At 72.6% G+C, this 18,503-nt stretch carries 14 protein-coding genes; 7 read left to right on the top strand and 7 right to left on the bottom strand.

The window, feature by feature from the left end:
- Positions 1 to 26 precede the first annotated feature (26 nt).
- Both gap and U8525_RS05085 read right to left on the bottom strand, forming a co-directional pair.
- Positions 27 to 1,040 (bottom strand): type I glyceraldehyde-3-phosphate dehydrogenase, encoded by a 1,014-nt coding sequence (gene gap / locus U8525_RS05090; RefSeq protein WP_374261800.1) that lies wholly within the window; start codon positions 1,038 to 1,040, stop codon positions 27 to 29.
- 104 nt (positions 1,041 to 1,144) lie between these two features.
- The gene (locus U8525_RS05085) at positions 1,145 to 4,030 is read right to left on the bottom strand and encodes an N-acetylmuramoyl-L-alanine amidase (protein WP_374261798.1); all 2,886 of its coding nucleotides are present in this window, start codon (positions 4,028 to 4,030) and stop codon (positions 1,145 to 1,147) included.
- 80 nt (positions 4,031 to 4,110) lie between these two features.
- Here U8525_RS05085 and U8525_RS05080 point away from each other — a divergent pair, with 80 nt between their 5' ends.
- A complete protein-coding gene (locus U8525_RS05080) occupies positions 4,111 to 4,755 on the top strand; it encodes a diacylglycerol kinase family protein (RefSeq protein WP_374261796.1) in 645 nt (214 codons plus the stop codon).
- A gap of 420 nt (positions 4,756 to 5,175) precedes the next feature.
- Here U8525_RS05080 and U8525_RS05075 read toward each other — a convergent pair whose 3' ends face one another.
- Entirely contained in the window at positions 5,176 to 5,388 is a 213-nt protein-coding gene (locus U8525_RS05075; protein ID WP_374261794.1) for a hypothetical protein, read from the bottom strand.
- Positions 5,389 to 5,720: 332 nt separating this feature from the next.
- Between U8525_RS05075 and U8525_RS05070 the strand changes: the two genes are divergently transcribed.
- The 5 genes from U8525_RS05070 (at position 5,721) to U8525_RS05050 (ending at position 12,551) form a co-directional block, all read left to right on the top strand.
- Positions 5,721 to 7,316 (top strand): NAD(P)/FAD-dependent oxidoreductase, encoded by a 1,596-nt coding sequence (locus U8525_RS05070; RefSeq protein WP_374261792.1) that lies wholly within the window; start codon positions 5,721 to 5,723, stop codon positions 7,314 to 7,316.
- 47 nt (positions 7,317 to 7,363) lie between these two features.
- A complete protein-coding gene (locus U8525_RS05065) occupies positions 7,364 to 7,735 on the top strand; it encodes a hypothetical protein (protein WP_374261790.1) in 372 nt (123 codons plus the stop codon).
- Positions 7,736 to 7,862: 127 nt separating this feature from the next.
- A complete protein-coding gene (locus tag U8525_RS05060) occupies positions 7,863 to 9,002 on the top strand; it encodes a class I SAM-dependent rRNA methyltransferase (RefSeq protein WP_374261788.1) in 1,140 nt (379 codons plus the stop codon).
- Between the two features lie 61 nt (positions 9,003 to 9,063).
- Positions 9,064 to 10,578, top strand: a complete 1,515-nt coding sequence (locus U8525_RS05055) for an HD domain-containing protein (RefSeq protein WP_374261786.1) — start codon at positions 9,064 to 9,066, stop codon at positions 10,576 to 10,578.
- A gap of 5 nt (positions 10,579 to 10,583) precedes the next feature.
- Positions 10,584 to 12,551 (top strand): HD domain-containing phosphohydrolase, encoded by a 1,968-nt coding sequence (locus tag U8525_RS05050; protein ID WP_374261784.1) that lies wholly within the window; start codon positions 10,584 to 10,586, stop codon positions 12,549 to 12,551.
- Here the strand turns inward: U8525_RS05050 and U8525_RS05045 are convergent.
- From U8525_RS05045 to metG, 3 genes are all read right to left on the bottom strand, one after another.
- Positions 12,538 to 13,314, bottom strand: a complete 777-nt coding sequence (locus U8525_RS05045) for a TatD family hydrolase (protein WP_374261782.1) — start codon at positions 13,312 to 13,314, stop codon at positions 12,538 to 12,540. The genes U8525_RS05050 and U8525_RS05045 overlap by 14 nt on opposite strands.
- Complete coding sequence (locus tag U8525_RS05040) at positions 13,311 to 14,285, bottom strand: HEAT repeat domain-containing protein (protein ID WP_374261780.1); 975 nt, start codon at positions 14,283 to 14,285, stop codon at positions 13,311 to 13,313. The genes U8525_RS05045 and U8525_RS05040 overlap by 4 nt, the downstream gene beginning before the upstream one ends.
- A 205-nt stretch (positions 14,286 to 14,490) precedes the next feature.
- A complete protein-coding gene (gene metG / locus U8525_RS05035; RefSeq protein WP_374261778.1) occupies positions 14,491 to 16,617 on the bottom strand; it encodes a methionine--tRNA ligase in 2,127 nt (708 codons plus the stop codon).
- Between the two features lie 110 nt (positions 16,618 to 16,727).
- Between metG and U8525_RS05030 the strand changes: the two genes are divergently transcribed.
- Entirely contained in the window at positions 16,728 to 17,522 is a 795-nt protein-coding gene (locus U8525_RS05030; RefSeq protein WP_374261775.1) for an NRDE family protein, read from the top strand.
- A gap of 17 nt (positions 17,523 to 17,539) precedes the next feature.
- Here the strand turns inward: U8525_RS05030 and U8525_RS05025 are convergent, their stop codons facing one another.
- Positions 17,540 to 18,430 (bottom strand): patatin-like phospholipase family protein, encoded by an 891-nt coding sequence (locus tag U8525_RS05025; protein ID WP_374261774.1) that lies wholly within the window; start codon positions 18,428 to 18,430, stop codon positions 17,540 to 17,542.
- Positions 18,431 to 18,503 lie beyond the last annotated feature (73 nt).

Below are 18,503 nucleotides of genomic sequence, written 5' to 3'. Positions count from 1 at the left end.
AGCCTGGGGTGCCGGTGCGGCGCGGCTTACGCCACGCCCTTGGACACGAGGAACTTCGCCGTGTCGACCATGCGGTTGGAGAAGCCCCACTCGTTGTCGTACCAGGCCATGACCTTGAGCAGGTTGTCGCCCATCACGAAGCAGTTGGTGGCGTCGAAGATGGCCGAGTGCGGGTTGCCGTTGTAGTCCACGGACACCGTCTGCGCGTCGCTGAACTCCAGCACGCCCTTGAGCGGGCCGTTGGCGGCGTCCCGCATCGCCTTGATGACCTCCTCGGGGGTGACCTTCTTGGTGGTGTTCACCGTCAGGTCCACCAGGGACACGTTCGGGGTGGGGACGCGGACGGAGATGCCGTGCATCTTGCCCTTGAGCGACGGGATCACCTCACCGATGGCCTTCGCGGCGCCGGTGCTGGTGGGGATCATGGAGAGCGCGGCGGCGCGGGCGCGGCGCATGTCCTCGTGGGTGAGGTCCAGGATGCGCTGGTCGTTGGTGTAGCTGTGCACCGTCGTCATCAGGCCCTTCTCGACGCCGAAGTTGTCCACCAGCACCTTGGCGATGGGCGCCAGGCAGTTGGTGGTGCACGAGGCGTTGGAGATGATGTGGTGCCTGGCCGGGTCGTACTCGTTCTGGTTGATGCCGTACGCGATGGTCATGTCCGGGCCCTTGGCCGGCGCGGAGATGATGACCTTCTTGGCGCCCGCGGCCAGGTGCTTGGCGGCGGCGTCCCGGGCGGTGAAGCGGCCGGTGCACTCCAGCACGACGTCCACGTTCATGCTCTTCCACGGCAGCACCGAGGGGTCCTTCTCCGCGGTGACGGCGATCTCCTTGCCGTTCACCACGATGCCCTTGTCCGTGTGGCTCACCTCGCCCGGCCACGTGCGGTGCACGGAGTCGTACTTGAACAGGTGGGCCAGCGCCGACGGCTTGTCGAGGTCGTTGATGGCGACGATCTCGAGGTCTTCCTTGCGGCTGAGCGCGGCGCGAAGGATGCAGCGACCGATGCGACCGAAGCCGTTGATGGCGAGCTTGATGGCCATGGTGTTCTCCGTCTCCTTGAAGGCGTGGGCCTTCGCGGCCCACCGTCGTGAATCTCGTAACGTAAAAAGAAGGCGGGCGACCGTAGGCAGGCGCCCCCGCCGAGTCAACGCTTCGCGTGGGCTGCTTTCACTCGCGCACGCCGGAGCTGAACAATCACCCCGACCAACAGCCAGAGCCCGGAGGCCGTTCCCGCCCCGGCCCCGCAGCCGCAGCCGCTGTCCCCCTTGGGGGAATAGTCGCTCGGGAGCGCCGGGACGACCGTCGGCTCCGGCGGCGGGTCCACCGGCGGCGGCTTCACCGGCGGATGCGGATCCACCTCGCGCACCGCCACGCAGGACGACAGCGGCCAGGGGCTGACCGCGGGCGGCACGTCCGCCACGGGCAGCGCGGGCGCCTGGGCCAGGATTCCCGAGCGCACCAGGAACGCGCCCACCAGCCGCGACCGTTCGCGGTTGGACGCAAGGCCCTCGAACGGGAAGCCCAGCACCAGCACCTGCCCCGCGGGCGCCGCCCCCGCCGAGGCGACCGCCGCGCCGAGCGACGTGCCGGTGTAGCGCAGCACGTCCGCGCCGCCGCCCGTGGGCGCCAGGACGTCCGTCACCCCCACCGGGTAGGCGCCCGGCGTCGTCCCATCCGCCAGCGGCGTGGCCGGCAGGTCCGCGAGGATGCCACCCGCCGAGCCCTCCACCCGGGCCGCCGGAGCCCCCGCAGCGATGGACGCGCGCAGGATGTCCGAGAGGAACAGCTTGTCGTCCGCGCTGCCCGCCGCGAGCGTGGACACCGTGCGTCCGCCCGACAGCAGCAGGTGCCCGCCCCCGGAGACGAACGCGCGCAGCGCGTCCTGCTCCGCGCGCGTGGGGCCCGCGCCCGCCACGCCTCCGCGCCCGGTGGACCAGTCCACCAGCCGGTAGCCCGTGGGCGACACCAGCCCCGCCGCCACCGCGTCGCCCGTCGCGCTGTCGAACGCCACCGCCGCCTGCGCGAACGCCGCGCCGTGCTGGCGCAGGTAGCTGCCGTCGTTCATCGCCTCCAGGTAGACGCGCAGCGGGGCCTCCAGATCGTACGGCGTCTCCAGCTCCTCGCCGCACGTCACCGTCGCGTCCAGCCGCTCGTACGCGTTGACCAGCAGCACCGGCGCCGCGTCCCCCACCCGCACGCCCACGGTGGCGGACGGGAAGGACTCGCCGCCCGCGTTCACCGCCGCCACGCGGAAGTAGCGCACCGTGCCCGGCGCCAGCGTGACGGTGGCCGTCGTGCCCTGGACATCCGAGCCCTCGTCCCAGCCGAAGCCGTCCGCGCTCTGGTACAGCCGGTAGCCTGCGGGAGCGTCGCGCCCTTCTTCCGAGGCGACCTGCGGAGGCGCCGTCCACTTCACCTCCACCGCGCCGGGCGTCGCGTTGCGCGCCACCACCGCGCCGGGCGCCTCCGGCGGCAGGTGCGCCGCCGTGCCGTCGCGGGCCGCGAAGTACTTGATCAACCCCTGCACGATGGCGCGCGCGGCCACGTGGCGGACGCGGGCCTCCTTGAGGAACCCCGCGTCCGTCGTGTTGTCGTGGTACGCCATCTCCAGCAGCACGCTGGGCATCTCCGGGTTGTGCGTGGGGTTCACCTCGCCCAGGTTCGCCGAGCGCAGGCTGCGCACCCGCCAGTTCGGATCCACCTCGCGCTTCAGGTCCACTTCAATCTGCGCCATGAGCGCGCGCGCCAGCACGTCGCTGTCCTTCACGCCCGTGAAGTTGAGCGTGCCGTCCACGGGGTTGGGCCCGTAGACGTAGGCCTCCGTTCCCCGCACCGTGCCGGTCGAGCCCGCGTTGGTGTGCCACGCGACGTAGACGGCGTCCTCGCCCTCCTCGTGGAGCCACGCGGCGAAGCGCGGCCGGGCCGTCACGTCCGCGTTGCGCTCGTTGGACAGCGCGTTCGCCCCTGTCGGCGCGTACACGGTGAAGGGCGCCCCGCTGTACTGCACGTGGTAGCGCGCGCTCTCCTCGAAGCGCGGACGCAGCAGCGGCCCCTGCGCCGCGTCGCCCAGCAGGCCCCGACCACCGCCCAGCCGCACCGCGTCCACGGACAGCGTCGCGCCCGCCCCCTGCGCCGAGTCGTTCTCCAGCACCACCGCGCCCGAGTCCGGGCGCTGCCCCGCCTTGAAGTAGAAGCGCCCCAGCAGCACCCACGTCCCGCCGTGGCGCTGCTGGTTCACACGGAAGTGGCTCTCCCCGCCCGCGTGCTTCACCACGTAGTGCGCGTCCGTCGCGCGCGTGGGGTCGGAGCCATAGGAGACGTAGACGTTGTAGGCCGCGTCCGCCGGCACGTCCGGCGTCCACGTCGCCCGCGCGGTGGAGGTGGCCGCCGTGTCCAGCGTGCGCGTGGTGCCCAGCGTGAAGGGCTCCACGTCGTTGGCCATGGGCACGGGCGGCGGGGCCCAGCCGTTCTGCTCGGAGGCGTGGAAGCGGCCTGCGTCCCCCTCTTCCGCGTAGCCCGTGCCGCCGTCGTCCACGATGGCGAGCAGCGGGTTCAGGTCCGACTCACGCACGGACACCACCGTGGCGCCCGCGGCCATCAGCATGGGCTGGAGTTCCTGCGACACCACCTCCGCGGAGATGAGGTCCTCCACCACGCCCCAGCTGTTGGGCCGCTGCGTCGCCCAGCGCTTCAGCGCGTTGTCGCGATAGAAGCCGTGGCTCGGGCTCAGGTAGATGACCTTGCCGGACAGCGCGCCCTCGCCCCGCCGCGTCTGCGGCACCCCCGCGGTCTTCAGGTTGGACTTCGCGTCGCGCGCCTCGCGGCGCACCACGGCCGGTGCGTCCGACGACAGGCGGCGCTGCTCGTGGGCCCGGGGCGCCGGAGCTGGCAGGTATTGAACACCTGGCGGCTCCAGCCCCAGGTCGTCGCCCTCGAAGGGCTGGGGGGCCTCCTGCGCGTGCGCGAGGACGGAGGTGCACAGCAGGGTCAGCGCCAGCGTGCGCGACCAGGACGGGGGGAGCGTTCGCATCACGCCGCCGACCTTACCCCTTCACTCCCCCGCTTCAATCGAACCCGTGGGTGCTAGCCTGCCCACCTCTTCACCCTCCGATGACCGTTCCTGCACCCTCCCGCCCCCAGTTCCCCTCCCGCCGCAGCAACGGGCTGTTCGCGTCGTTCGGTCATGCGTGGGCAGGGCTCATCCACACCGTGGCCTGGCAGCGCAACATGCGCATCCACCTCATCTCCGGCGTGCTGGTGGGGCTGGTGGGCAGCGGCATCCCGCTGGGGCTCGCGGAGAAGGTCACGCTCATCTTCTGCGTGCTGCTCATCTTCTTCGCGGAGATCCTCAACAGCGCGCTGGAGCAGCTGGTGGATCTGGCCGTGCAGCAGTTCGACGAGAAGGCCCGCCTCACCAAGGACGCGGCGGCCGCCGGCGTGCTCGTGCTCGCGGGCGGCACGGTGGTCATCTTCGCCGCCATCCTGATCAACTACTGGGAGACGGTGCGCACCAGCACCGACGCCATCCTCCGGCAGGTCGCGCTGGGCATCCCGCTGGCCGGCTGCGCCACGGTGCTCGTGCTGCCCCAGCCGCGCCCCCTCGCCGTGGACGTGCTCGCGTTCCTCCTGGCCATGGGCCTGCTCGCGCTGACGGCGCCCGCGTCCGCGAGCCTCGTCTTCACCGCCCTCACCGCCGCGCTGCTCGTCATCGCCGCGGCCGCCGCCCGCGAGCGCCGCCGCCACCCCCAGCCTTGAAGGCCCGAGGACGACACGGTGCGTCGCGGGCACAACGGCCGGCGGCCGCCAGTCTCAGGCGACGCCGAGCTTCTCGCGCGTCCGGGCATCGGGCGTCAGCGCCTCGGCCATGTCCGCTGCATCGAGGAACGGCCGGCTCTCGCTCTCACTTGTTCCTGGGTCGGGCCACCCCTCTTTGGGGGCTCACCGTGACGACGAGCGCGCTTTTCGGAGAGCGACGGCGTGCTGCGGATTCGGCTCGACGTTCGAAGCGCGCGGCGGGAACGGAGCTCGTCGGGGCCGGGAGCCCGCTGGCACGATGGCCGCCATCACCCCCTGGCAGTCGGCGCGGTCTGCTCCCATCACCTCGCGGGAGGGGGCCCCGGAACCGGTCCGGAGCCCGCTCACCCGCGGAGGGTCGATGTGGTGGATCCTAACGCGCTACGCGCGCTGCTGAAAGCCCGCCCCGGCGTCGGAGGGCGACGTCGCCTGGGCTGCGGCGACGGCCTTGTCTCCCTCCTTCAGGTCGGTCGTCACCAGCTCCAGCAGCTCCGTGGCGATGCCGATGACCTGGTGCGGCGTGTAACCGCTTGCGCGCAGCTGGTTGAAGAACGTGCGCGCGAGGATGCGGGTGCCCTTCTGGTCGGTGCTCACAGGAATTGCCTCCGGAATCGGCGCCGCATGGCCGGCCGCCGCGTCTGCGTGGGAGTCCGGTGTTCAACCTCCGTGCCAGCCGTTCTCTTCCGAACGGATTCCCCAGCAGTCCTCAGGGGTTGGAGGCCGGAGAGGGGCGGCACGGAACGTGGATGGTGCGAAGGGGGTTACGCACCCGGGCGTCCGCTCCGCCTGAAACGCCGCGCAGGGTGCATCACCGGGTACGCACCACCCCGGCGCCCCGCTGACAGGCCCGCTCGTCTTTTCAAGTGCTTGCATTCCCTCCGGGGGGTGGAGCACATACGCGCCCCCCACCGAGGAGTCAGAACACAATGGCGTACCGGGTGAACAACATCGGGCTGTGGCTGGACGAGCCGGAGGAGCTGCTCGGCCAGCGCGCGGCGGAGAAGCTGGGGGTCACCCGGAGCGACCTCGCCTCCGTGCGGGTCGTGCGCTCGGTGCTGGATGCGCGCAAGAAGGGCAGCCCGCGCTACATCTACACGCTGGAGGTGGAGCTGGCCCCGGGCCGCAAGGCGCCGCGGCTGCCGCCGGACGTGGGCGAGGCCCCGCCCCCGCCGGAAGCGCCGGCGCGCGTGAAGGAGCCGGAGAAGCTGCCGCTCATCATCGGCACCGGGCCCGCGGGGCTGTTCTGCGCGCTGGGCCTGCTGGAGCGCGGCGTGCGCAGCATCCTGCTGGAGCGCGGCAAGGAGGTCGTCACCCGCCGCAAGGACGTGGCGAAGCTCATGCGCGACGGGACGCTCGACCGCGAGAGCAACATGAACTTCGGCGAGGGCGGCGCGGGCGCGTACACGGACGGCAAGCTGTCCACGCGCATCAACCACCCCATGGTGCGCAAGGTGATCGAGGCCTTCGCGAGGTACGGCGCGCCGGATCACATCCTCATCGAGGGCAAGCCGCACATCGGGTCCGACCTGCTCCCGGGCGCGGTGGCCCGGCTGCGCGAGGAGCTCATCGCGGGCGGCTGCCAGGTGCACTTCGAGCAGCGCGTGGACGACCTGCTCTACCGCGACGGCCGCGTGGCGGGCGTGAAGATGGCGGACGGGCGCACGCTGGAGAGCGACCGCGTCATCCTGGCGCCGGGCAACTCCGCGCGCGAGCTGTACGAGCGCTTCGCCGCCGACGGCCGCGTGAGCGTGGAGGCCAAGCCCTTCGCGCTGGGCTTCCGCGCGGAGCACCCGCAGACGCTCATCAACAGCATCCAGTACGGCTCCGCCGCGAAGCACTCCAAGCTGCCGCCCGCGGACTACAAGCTGGCGGAGAACCTGGACGTGGACGGCGAGGTGCGCGGCGTCTACTCGTTCTGCATGTGCCCCGGCGGCATCGTGGTGCCCACGCCCACGGAGGAGGGGCTCCAGTGCACCAACGGCATGAGCAACTCGCGGCGCAACGCGAGGTTCGCCAACGCGGGCATCGTCGTGTCGGTGTCCGTGGAGGACTTCGCGCGCGAGGGCTTCCATGGGCCGCTCGCGGGCCTGGAGTTCCAGCGGCACTGGGAGTCGGAGGCCTACAAGCTGGGCGGAGGCCGCTTCTTCGCGCCCGCGCAGACCATCCCGGACTACCTGGCCGGCCGCGTGAAGAAGGACCCGGGCGACACCAGCTACCGCCCGGGCCTGGCGCACGTGGATCTGAACAGGCTCTTCCCGGCGCGGCTGACCCAGTCCATCAAGGCCGCGCTGCGCACCTTCGACCGGAAGATGAAGGGCTTCATCAGCGACGAGGGGAAGCTCATCGGCATCGAGAGCCGGACGTCCTCGCCGGTGCGCATCACCCGGGGTGACGACCTCCAGTCCGTGTCCATGCGCGGCCTCTACCCGGTCGGCGAGGGCTGCGGCTACGCGGGCGGGATCGTGTCCTCCGCCATTGATGGACTGCGCGCCGCTGAGCAGATTGCCACCGAGCTGGCTTGAGGTCCCCGCCCCCACCGGGCAGGGTGGGCCGGGAGGGAGGAAGACCCATGGCGTACCGCGTGCGCACTCCGGATGGTGAGCTGATGTTCCCCTCGCTGGGCGACATCGAGCGGGCCTACGTGCAGGGGCTGGTGGAGCCGGACGACGAGGTGCGCGAGGAGGGCGCGGAGCTGTGGCGCAAGGCGTCCTCGCTGCCGGCGCTCGCCCGGGCGAGGCCCCAGGCGACGGACACCGCCAGGCGCGCCCAGACGCTCACGGTGGCGGGCGCGGTGGCGGTGGGCGTGCTCGCGCTGGTGCTGCTCTTCACCGGCACGAGCTGGAACATCCGGATGTTGGGCATCGCGCTCGCCCTGGTGGTCAGCGGCATGCTCACCCGGGTGACCTTCAAGGCATACAAGCGGCCGCCGCCCGTCCTCTGAGGCCGCCTCCTCCCCTGCCCTCCGGGGCAGCGGCACGGCCCTCGCCGCCAGCAGGCCCCACACGGCCCATGTTTGGTGGGAGGCACCCCGCGAAGGTGCCCCCATCGCGCTGGAGGAGGACCGCACCTTGCTCAGCACCTACCTGTCCCGAGAGGCCGCCCGCAAGCTTCGCCATGGCGCCCCCTGGCTGCGCCGCGAGGACATCGTCTCCATGGAGGGCGAGCCGCAGCCCGGCACCCCCATGCAGCTGAAGGACGAGGACGGGCATGTCCTGGGGCTGGGGGACGTGGACCTCGAGGCCTCCTACGCCGTGCGCCGCCTGGGCATGCCGGACGAGTCCGTGGAGGGGCTCATCCCCCGCCACGTGCGCCACGCCTTCGAGCGGCGCGCCCGGCTGGTGGACGACCCGCGCTTCTGCCGCATCGTCAACGACGACGGGGACGGCCTGCCGGGCCTCATCGTGGATCGGTATGATCAGCACTTCGTCGTCCAGACGCTCACCCGCTCCATGGACGCGCGGCAGGAGGAGATCACCCGCACGCTGGGCGAGGTGACGGGGGCGGCCTCCGTGCTGCTCCGCAACGACACGTCCCGGCGCCAGGCGCTGGGCCTGCCCGCGCAGCGCCCGCACGTGATGTACGGCACGCCGCCGCGCTGGTGCCGCCTGCTGGAGATGGGCGCGCGCTTCACCGTGGACCTCACCTACGGCCGGGGCACGGGCTACGGGTACGACCACCGCGAGCTGCGCCGCTTCCTGGCGCGCACCGGCAACGGGGACCGGGTGCTGGACGTGGCGTGCAACGTGGGCGGCCTCTTCGTCCACGCCGGGCGCCACGGCGCGAAGCAGATCCTGGCCTTCGACGGCAACGCGGACGCGGCGGACCTGGCGCGGGAGAACGCGGAGGCCAACGGGCTGCTCGGCCGGGTGACGGTGGAACAGGGCGAGCCGCTGGCGGTGCTCCGGGCCCTCAAGGAGACCTTCGACCTGGTGCTGCTGGACACGCTGGGGGGGATGTCCGAGGAGGCCTTCATCGACCAGGTGCGGCTGGCCCTGCGGCGCACCCGCCATGGCGGACGGCTGCTCGTGGTCGGTTACCACCCACCATTGGCGCTGGGCTCATTCACGGAGTGCGTGGCCACGGCGTGCGAGCAGGAGGCGCGCATCGCCTTCCGGCTGGTACGGATGGGACTGCCGCCGGACCACCCGGCGCCGGTCGGCTCCCCGGGGGCCGAGTACCTGGAGGCGGTGGCGCTCGAGGTGAGCTGAAGCGGCCGCCGGTGTTGTTTCGCCCTCGACGGGCCGCCTCGGTGTTAGTGTCCGCGCCGCGATGACAACCGAAAACGAGTCCCAGGCCGCGACCTCTTCCACCCCGGAGGCTTCCGTCGAGACCGTCCGCAAGGTGTACGCGGCGGACCTGCGCGAGAAGGACCGGGTCAACACCGTCTTCCGCGTCACCAAGAAGGAGAAGGTGACCGCGCGCAGCGGTAAGGTGTTCCTGTCGCTGTCCCTGGCCGACAAGAGCGGCACGGTGGACGCGCGTGTGTTCGACAAGGTGGACGCGCTCGAGCCCGCCTTCCAGAGCGGTGACTACGTCCTCGTGCAGGGCAGCGTCATCGTCTTCCACGGCCGCACCCAGGTCGTCGTGGAGGGCGTGGAGCGGTTGGATCCGGAGCCGCTCGACCCCAAGGAGTTCGAGCCGCCCCCCGCCCCGCCCGCCGAGTCGAAGCCCGAGGCCAAGGCCGGCGAGGCCAAGGCCGGCGACGCGAAGCCCGAGGCCAAGACCAGCGACGCGAAGCCCGGCGAAGCGAAGACCGGCGAAGCGAAGGCCGAGCGCCACGAGGGCGGCGGCGGTGGCCCGCGCGCGGTGGGGCAGATCCGCGAGCTCGTCACCGAGCGCGTCAACGACCCGTACGTGAAGCAGCTGCTGCTGGCCCTCCTAGATGACGCGCAGGTGGCCGCGGCGCTGCCGGTGGCCCCGGCGGCCAAGGGCGTGCACCACGCGTGGCGCGGCGGACTGGCCGAGCACATCCTGTCCGTGATGCGCCTGACGCTGCGCGTGGCGGACCACTACCCCATGGCGGACCGCGACCTGCTGCTGGCGGGCGCGTTCCTGCACGACGTGATGAAGGCCGGCGACGCGGCGTCCGACAAGGGCTTCGACACGTCCGACGAGGGCCGGCTGGTGGGCCACGCGGTGCTGGCCGCGCAGAAGATCCGCGAGAAGGCCCTGGGCATCCCGGGCTTCCCGCCGCTCCTGGAGCAGCACCTGACGCACCTGGCGATCTCCCAGCAGGGCCCGGCCGGCGCCCCCGGCGCGAAGGCGCCGGTGACGCTGGAGGCGCAGATCATCGACACGCTCAGCTCGCTCGACGCGCGCATCGCCGGGTGGGTGGAGGCCATGCAGCGCGATCCGAACGAGCGCTGGACGGACCACCTGCGCGCGTATGACCGGTCGCTCTGGAAGGGCTTCGTGCCCACCGGCCGCGGCCGCGCCCCGGTGGAGGGCGGCCGGCGCAAGCACCGCGAGGAGAAGCGCAAGGCGCGCGCCGACAAGGGCCCGTCCGCCCCCGCGGGCGAGGGCACCGCCGCCCCCGCGACCCCGTCCCAGGAGGCGCGTCCGCCGCGGCCGCCCCGCGCCGAGCGGCCGCCTCGCGAGGACCGCCACCGCGAGGACCGCCCGCCCCGGCCTCCGCGCGAGGACCGCCCGCCCCGCGACCCCAAGAGCCTGCCCGGCGAGCTGACCTTCAAGCCGTTCAGCGCGCTGGCGGCGCCGGCCGCGAAGGCCGGTGGTGAGGGCGGTGGTGAGGGCGGTGGTGAGGGCGGTGGCTCCTCGGAGGGCTGAAGTCCATGGCGAAGCGGCTGGGAGAGCGGTTGATTGAGGCCGGCCTCGTGGCACCCGGGGCCGTGGAGCAGGGGCTGGAGCACCAGAAGATCACCGGCCACAAGCTGGGGGACTGCCTGGTGGAGCTGGGCCTGCTCCAGGAGGCCGCGCTGCTGCGGCTCCTGGCCAACGAGTTCCAGACCCGCTTCGTCACCGCGGACAAGCTGGCCAAGGCGCGCATCGACACGAAGGTGTTGGACAAGCTGCCGGTGCGGCTGGCGGAGGCGCAGAACGTGCTCCCGCTGGCCGTGGATCCGGAGCGCAAGCTGCTGTCGGTGGTGGCCGCCGAGCCGCAGAACAAGTCGCTGCTCGACGAGATCGCCCTCGTCACCGGCATGTCGGAGGTCTACGCGTACATCGGCCTGCGCAGCGCCATCGCGGCGGCCATCCGCAAGCACTACTACGGCGACCCCACGGCGTTCACCACGCTGCTGGAGGGCCCCTCCCCCAACGGCGGCCCCCGCCGTCCGGACACCCCGTCGAACACGCACGTGGGCGCGGAGCCCGGGCGCGGAGGGACCTCCACCGGGCGGAGCCCCACCAGCCTGAGCATGCGGCTGGAGACGGACGCGCGGCTGCGGTTGCAGCGCCCCGGCAGCGGCACCAACGTGGCGCGCGTCTCCACGCAGCGGCGCGAGCCGGGCGGCCCGCGCGGGCTCATCAGCGACTCGGACTACGTGGAGACGCTGAGCCTGATGGTGGGGCTGCTGGAGCAGGACCGGCCCCGGCACCGGGGACACTCCGCGCAGCTGGCGCGGCAGGCGGGCATCGTCGGCCAGCGCATGGGCATGCCCCACAAGGAGCTGGCGGCGCTGTCCATCGCCGCGTACCTCCACGACCTGGGCAAGCCGCCGGAGCGGCACTACTCGCTGGCGAGCAACGCGGCCAACCCGGAGTGGAAGGCCCAGGCGAAGGCGTGCTGCCGCGCGCCCACCAGGCTCTTCGAGACGGTGCACCTGCCCGCGCAGGTGAACACCATCCTCGCGCAGCTGTACGAGGCCTGGGATGGCTCCGGCACGCCCCAGGGCGCCAAGGGCGAGGACATCACCCTGGGCGCGCGCATCCTGGCGGCGGTGGACAGCTTCCTGGAGCTGACCAAGAACCCCGGCAACGCGTTCGGCCGCGTCTTCAGCAAGCCGCAGGCGCTGGAGCACTTCCAGAAGTACGCGGGCGTCCTCTACGACCCCGTGGTGGCGGACATCGTCGGGCAGCTCCAGAGCGGCGCCCTGCTGGCGCACCGGCTGGCCAGCGAGGGCCGGCAGGTCCTCATCGCGGAGCCGGACGAGGCCACGCGCGGCGAGCTGCTGGAGGCGGTGCTCAAGCAGGAGCTGGTGGCGCACGCGCTGTCCACGCTGGACGGCGCGCTGGACGGCCTGGCGCGGCAGGACTGCGACGTGCTGGTGGTGAGCCTGCGGCTGGGCCAGCAGGAGGTGCTGGGCCTCCTGGAGGCCGTGCGCTCCATGCCGGAGAGCGCGGGCCTGCCCATCGCCGTGGTGGGCGAGCCGGATGCCCAGGCCCGCGAGCGGCTGCTCATGGCGGGCGCGACGGCGGTGCTCTCCCCCAGCGACAAGGCGGAGGTCGCGCGCGCGGTGCTGTCCCTCTTCCAGGACCGCGTGCAGCACAACGGCCCGGGCCGGGTGGTGCGCGGCAGCTTCGACGAGCTGCCTCCCAAGGAGCTGCTGCGCACGCTGGGCGGCGGCAAGAAGAGCGGGAAGCTCCAGCTGCGTCACCACACGCTGGAGGGCTCGCTGCACCTGGAGCGCGGCCGCGTGGTGCACGCGGCGTTCGGCGGCCACGCGGGGGAGCCCGCGCTGCAGGCCCTGCTGAAGCTGAAGCAGGCGGACTTCGTCTACGACCCGGACGCGCTGCTGCTGGACATGCCGCAGCTGGATCAGGAGCTGGAGGTCCTGGCCAGCGCGCTCAGCCCAGGTTGAGCTGGAAGAGGCGGGCCGCGTTCGCCGTGGTGACGCGGGCCACCTCCTCCAGCGACACGCCCTTCAGCTCCGCCACCTTCTTCGCCGTCTCCAGCACGTGCGCGGGCTCGTTCTTGCGGCCTCGGTGGGGCACCGGCGCGAGGAAGGGGCTGTCCGTCTCCACCATCAGGCGCTCCAGCGGCGCGAAGCGCACGGCGTCCTGGAGGGCCTCCGTCTTCTTGTAGGTGACGACGCCGGACAGCGACAGGAAGAAGCCCCGGTCCAGGTACTTCCGGGCCGCGGCGGTGTCGCCGGTGAAGCAGTGGATGACGCCGTGGGTGACGTCCTCGGCCGCCAGGGCCGCGTCGCAGTCGTCATGCGCGTCGCGCACGTGCACCACCAGCGGCTTGGCCAGGCGCTTCGCGAGCGCGCACTGCCGCCGGAAGACGGTGGCCTGCACCTCGCGCGGCGAGTGGTCGTAGTAGTAGTCCAGCCCGGCCTCCCCCACGGCGCGCAGCTCCGGGCGGGCGCAGGTGCGCTCCAGCATCTCGAAGTCGGCTTCCGTGGCGCGGGCGGCCTCGTGCGGGTGGATGCCCAGCGTGGGCGACAGGAAGTCCGGGTGCCGGGCGGCGACCTCCAGCGCATGGCCCCAGTCCCCCGGGCCGTGGAACTGCCCCACCAGCACCGCGTGCACCAGCCCCGCGGCGCGGGCGCGCTCCAGCACCGGCGCCACGTCCGCGTAGTCCTTCGGCTCCAGGTGGCAGTGCGCATCAACCAGTTTCATGGCTTCTCCTGAAACAGCTCTTCCAGCTCCGTCCGTGCCTCTTCCGAGGCGAAGGTGGCCACGGCCGCGCGCACGCGCTCCAGGCCCTCCGCCACGCCCAGGCGCCACACGCCGTCCGCCGCGTCCAGCCGGTCGTCCTCCGGCGCGCTCCGGTCCTCCAGCACGGCGAGCAGCCAGGGCAGCGCCCGGGCATCCCCCAGCCGGCCCAGCCCCCGCGCGGCGGCGCCCCGGCACGGGTCCTTCACGTCCGCGAGGATCTCCCGCAGCCGCTCCAGCGCGCCCGGGACCTTCAACTCACCGCACAGCTCCACCGCGAGCGCCCGGTCCGCGCTCCACTTCTTGCGCGTGCGCTGCATCAGCCAGTCCGCGCCCTCCGGGTCGCCCAGCTTCAGCAGCACGCCCGCGGCCTGCGTCTTGTCGAAGGCGGGCAGCAGCCACTTGCCGAAGAGGCGCTTCACCGCCGGCAGCGCCCGCGCGTCCTCCAGCTCCGCCAGCGCGCCCAGCGCCCGGAAGCGCAGCGTGTCCACGTCCAGCGCGGCCACGAGCACGTCCAGGCCCGCCGGGTGCTTGAGGGCCGCGATGCCTCGCGCGGCCTCGAAGCGGACCTCCGGCGTGGGGTCCTCCAGCATGCCGGCCAGCGCCCCTCGCGCGTGCGGCAACGCCAGGTCCGCCAGCCGTCCGGTGGCCTCCAGCCGCACGCGGGTGTCCTCGTCGCGCAGCCGGGGCAGGAGCATGTCCGGGAGCTGCTCCGGCGGCAGGATGACGGACGCGAGGCTCACGCCCGAGCGGCGCACCTCCGGCTGCGCGTCCGCGAGCAGCCGCACCAGCACGTCCGTGAACTCCTCGGCATGTGAGGGCTCCTCGGAGGCCAGGTGGAACAGCAGGTCCGCCGCCTCCGCCCGGCTCGCCGGACGCTTCTCACGCTCCAGGGTCAGCAGGGCGCGGTCCCGCTCGGCACGCCAGTCCGCCACGTCTCGTCACCTCTCTGCGACCGGGCCTGCCTCCGCCCGGTGCGTGCTTGAAGTCCCGGTCGCCCTGACGCGCGGCCCTTCTGACGCCACGCGCTCTTGAGACCACTCCAGCGCCCCGCGCCTCGCATCCCGGCGGATGCTCGGGCGTACCGCAGGGCTGGCACCCCGGGGCGCGGAGCGGCCGCCCGGGATGCCCACACCCGCGCTACTTCACGTCCGCGCCGGGCGCCACGTCGCCCGGGTCCAGCAGGGACAGGTCCTTGCCGCCCGAGCCCGCCGTCAACAGCATGCCGCGCGACTCGATGCCCTTGAGCTTGCGCGGCTTGAGGTTCGCGACCACCACCACGCGCCGGCCCGCCACCGCCTCCGGCGTGTACGCCTCCGCGATGCCGGACACGATGGTGCGCGGCGCGCCCTCCCCCAGGTCCACGTCCAGCTTGAGCAGCTTGTCCGCGCCCTTCACCTTCTCCGCGGCCACGATGCGCCCCGCCTTCAGCACCACCTTGGCGAAGTCCGCGTACTCGATGTCGGCCGCGGGCGCGCCCTCCGCCGCCCCCGCTCCCGGGGACGCCTGCGAGGTGGGCACCGCTTCCTGAGGCTTCGCTTCCACGGGCTTCTTCTCCGTCTTCTTGTCCTTGCCGCCTGCCTTCGCGGGCTCGGCGGCCGGCGTCCCCTCGGGGACCTTGATGATGGCGTTGACGCGCTCCTCCTCCAGCCGGGGGAGCAGCGGCTCCGGCGTGCCCACCGGGCGGCTCCGGTCCAGCAGCGGGTACTTCGCGGCGGCCAGGGCCTGGAACGTCAGCGGCTCCGCGCCGAGCTGCGCGAACAGCTTCTCCGACACGCGCGGCGTCACCGGCGCCAGCAGCGCGCCCAGGAGATACGCCACGTCCGCCGCGTCCGACAGGTCCGCCCGCGCGGCCTCCGCGTCCTTCTTCACCAGCGCCCACGGCGCCGCCGCCTGGAGGAACGCGTTCGCGGCGGAGGCGATCTCGGTGATGACCTTGATGGCGACGCGGTACTCCAGCTTCTCGAACGCCTCGCGCACCTCCGGCACGCGCGCCAGCGCGTCCTCCACCAGCTTGCGCCCCGCCCCGTCCGCGCGGCCCGGCGCGAGCCTCTTCTCCAGCGGCCCGGCCAGCAGCGACAGCGCGCGGTTGGCCAGGTTGCCCACGTTGTTGACGAGCTCGCCGTTCACCCGCAGGCGGAAGTCCTTGAGGTTGAGGTCCAGGTCCTCCACGCCCGCGCCCAGGTTGGCCGCGTAGAAGTAGCGCAGGTAGCTGGGGTCCAGCAGGTCCAGGTAGTCGCGCGCGGCCACCATGGTGCCGCGGCTCTTGCTCATCTTCTCCCCGTTCACGGTCAGGTGCCCGTGCACCTTGATCTCATTGGGGATGTGCAGCCCCGCGACCTTCAGCACCGCGGGCCAGAACAGCGCGTGGAAGTAGACGATGTCCTTGCCGATGAAGTGGACGATGCGGCTGGGCGCGTCCTTGCCCCAGTACGCGAGCGCGTCCGGGAAGCGGCCGGACGCCTTCGCCCACCTCTCCGTCGTGGCGATGTACCCGATGGGCGCGTCCAGCCAGACGTAGAAGAACTTGTCCGTCTCCCCCGGAATCGCGAAGCCGAAGTACGGCCCGTCGCGGCTGATGTCCCAGTCCGACAGGCCCTTCTCGAAGAAGCCCTGGAGCTGCGCGGCGAGGCCCGGGTGGATGAAGCCGGGGCGCTTGAGCACCTCCTGGAGGAAGTCCGCGTGCCGCGACAGCTTGAAGAACAGGTGCTCGGAGTTGCGGCGCACCGGCGGCGTGCCGCACAGGGCGCAGCGCGGGTCGATGAGGTCCGTGGGGTTGTACGTCTTGCCGCACTTCTCGCAGGCGTCGCCGTACTGGTCCGCCGACTTGCAGTTGGGACAGGTGCCCCGGATGAAGCGGTCCGGCAGGAAGCGCTTGTCCTTCTCGCAGTAGGTCTGCTCGATGTCGCGGCGGTCGATGTCGCCCGCGTCCTTCAAGCGCCCGTAGATGAGCTCCGCGTAGTGGCGGTTCTCCGGCGAGTTGGTGGAGTGGAAGCAGTCGAAGCGGACGTCCAGGCCCTGGAAGTCGCGCTGGTGCTCCTCGTGGAAGCGCGCGACGAACTGCTCGGGCGGGATGCCCTGCTTCGCGGCGTTGATTTCGATGGGCGTGCCGTGGGTGTCGTCCGCGCAGAAGTAGACGACGTCCTGGCCACACGAGCGCAGGAAGCGGACGTAGATGTCCGTCTGGATGTACTCGACGGCGTGGCCGAGGTGGATGGCGCCGTTCGCGTACGGAAGGGCGCTGGTGACGAGGGTTCTCTCCGCCATGGACTCTCCTGAGGGCGGCGGACCATAGCCGCTTTGGGGAAACGAGGGCATCGCCAACATGCAGGCCCGGGGCTGCATGGCGCGAAGCGGGGTGTTATCGACCGGACGCCATGTGCACCGTCCTCATCCTCCGTAACGCCCACCCCGAATGGCCGCTGGTCGTGGCCGCCAACCGGGATGAGTTCTACGCGCGTCCGGCCCACGGGCCGAAGGTCCTCTCCGAGTCCCCGCGCGCGGTGGGCGGCCAGGACGTGGAGCGGGGGGGCACGTGGATGGGGGTGACCCACGCGGGCGTCCTCGTGGCCCTGACGAACCAGCGCGGGGCCCGCATCCAGGGCCTGGCCCCCCGCTCCCGGGGCGAGGTGGTGCTGCGCGCCCTGCAAGCCGGGTCGGTGGAGGCCATCGAGCGCTATCTCGGCACCCTGCCCGCCCCGGAGTTCCTCCCCTTCAACCTGCTCTATGGGGACGCACGCACCCTGCGCGTGGCCTACGCGCGGCCGGACCGCGCGCGCCTGTCGCACGAGGACGTCCCGGCCGGCGTGCACGTGCTCCCCAACGACACCCTGGACAACCTGGCGTTCCCCAAGGTGCGGCGGGCGCTCTCCCTGGCCGGAGCCGTGGCGCAGCGCCCCTGGCCGGAGCTGGTGACGGGGCTCCAGGCGGTCCTGGCGGATCACGTCCTGCCGCCCCGGGAGGCCGCGACGGGGCCGCTCGCGGAGAACGACCTGCCCGCGGACTTCCTCCAGCGGCTCCAGGCCCTGTGCATCCACACGGAGGGCTACGGGACGCGCTCGTCCGCCATCGTCGCGCTCGCGCCCGGCCGCGTGGGGCACTACCTGGCCACGGACACCGCGCCCTGCCAGGGCGGCTGGCGGGACGTGACGGGGCTGCTCACCGCGGGGTGAGGGCCCCGCCGGGGGTTTCAGTCCAGCCGCGCCCGCATCACCGCGTCGCGCCCCGCGTCGTAGGTGGCCTCGAAGGCGGGGCCCCGGCCGGTGAAGGCCTCCACCGGGGGCATGGCCACGTCCACGCGGACCTCCCGCACGTCACAGCCCAGGTCCGGGCGGTAGAAGGCCGGCTCTCCGGTGACGTTGATGGCGATGAGCCGCGCGCCCGGGAACAGCTGACACGCGTCGTGGACGGGCGTCGCGGACACGCGGTCCGCGCCCGGGTCGAGGTGCTCCAGCGTCGCGTCCTTGAACAGGAGCGGGTTGGAGGCGCTGGCGGAGACGGCCTCGGCCAGCGGGCCGCGCGTCACGGTGACCAGGCGGATGCCGCCCGCGAAGGGCTCCTGGTGGAAGGTGGCGAAGGGCACGGGGAGCTCCTCCACGCGCGCGCCCGCGTAGAAGGAATCCAGCACCTGGGTGAAGCGCTCATGGCTCAAGGGGGGCACCGTGGCCGCGCCCCCCGCCGCGCCCAGCGCGCCCGCCGCCACGGCCGGCCCCAGGGTGCCTCCGGAGATCAGCACCGCCAGCAGGCCCACCGCGGCCCCCACCGCGCCGCGCGTCGCGGCGACCTTGCGCGTCTCGTCCTCGTAGGCGGTGAAGAAGGCCCGGTAGCGCTGGCGCAGGTTGGCGCCGGGCGCGGCCGCGTAGAGGCTGCCCACCACCGCGCCCATGCTGTTGCCCACCACGCAGTCGATGGGGACGCCCCGCGCCTCCAGCGCCTCCAGCGCGCCCACGTGCGCGAGCCCCTTGGTGCCGCCCACCGACAGCACCACGCAGGTGCGCGGGGCCCGCGTGTCCCGGTGGCACGACACGGCCCCAAAGGCCACCACCGCCGTCAGCAACATCCGGCCCAACCGCCGCCCCATGACTCCTCCCGCTCGCGAGGTCCCGACACCCTACCTCGCTTCCGCGCGACAGGCGCCAGGCCCCCGGAACACG

Origin of the sequence: Corallococcus sp. RDP092CA (assembly GCF_041903675.1) — a bacterium.
Classification (GTDB): Bacteria; Myxococcota; Myxococcia; order Myxococcales; family Myxococcaceae; genus Corallococcus.
This window is presented reverse-complemented; position numbering and strand designations above follow the sequence as displayed.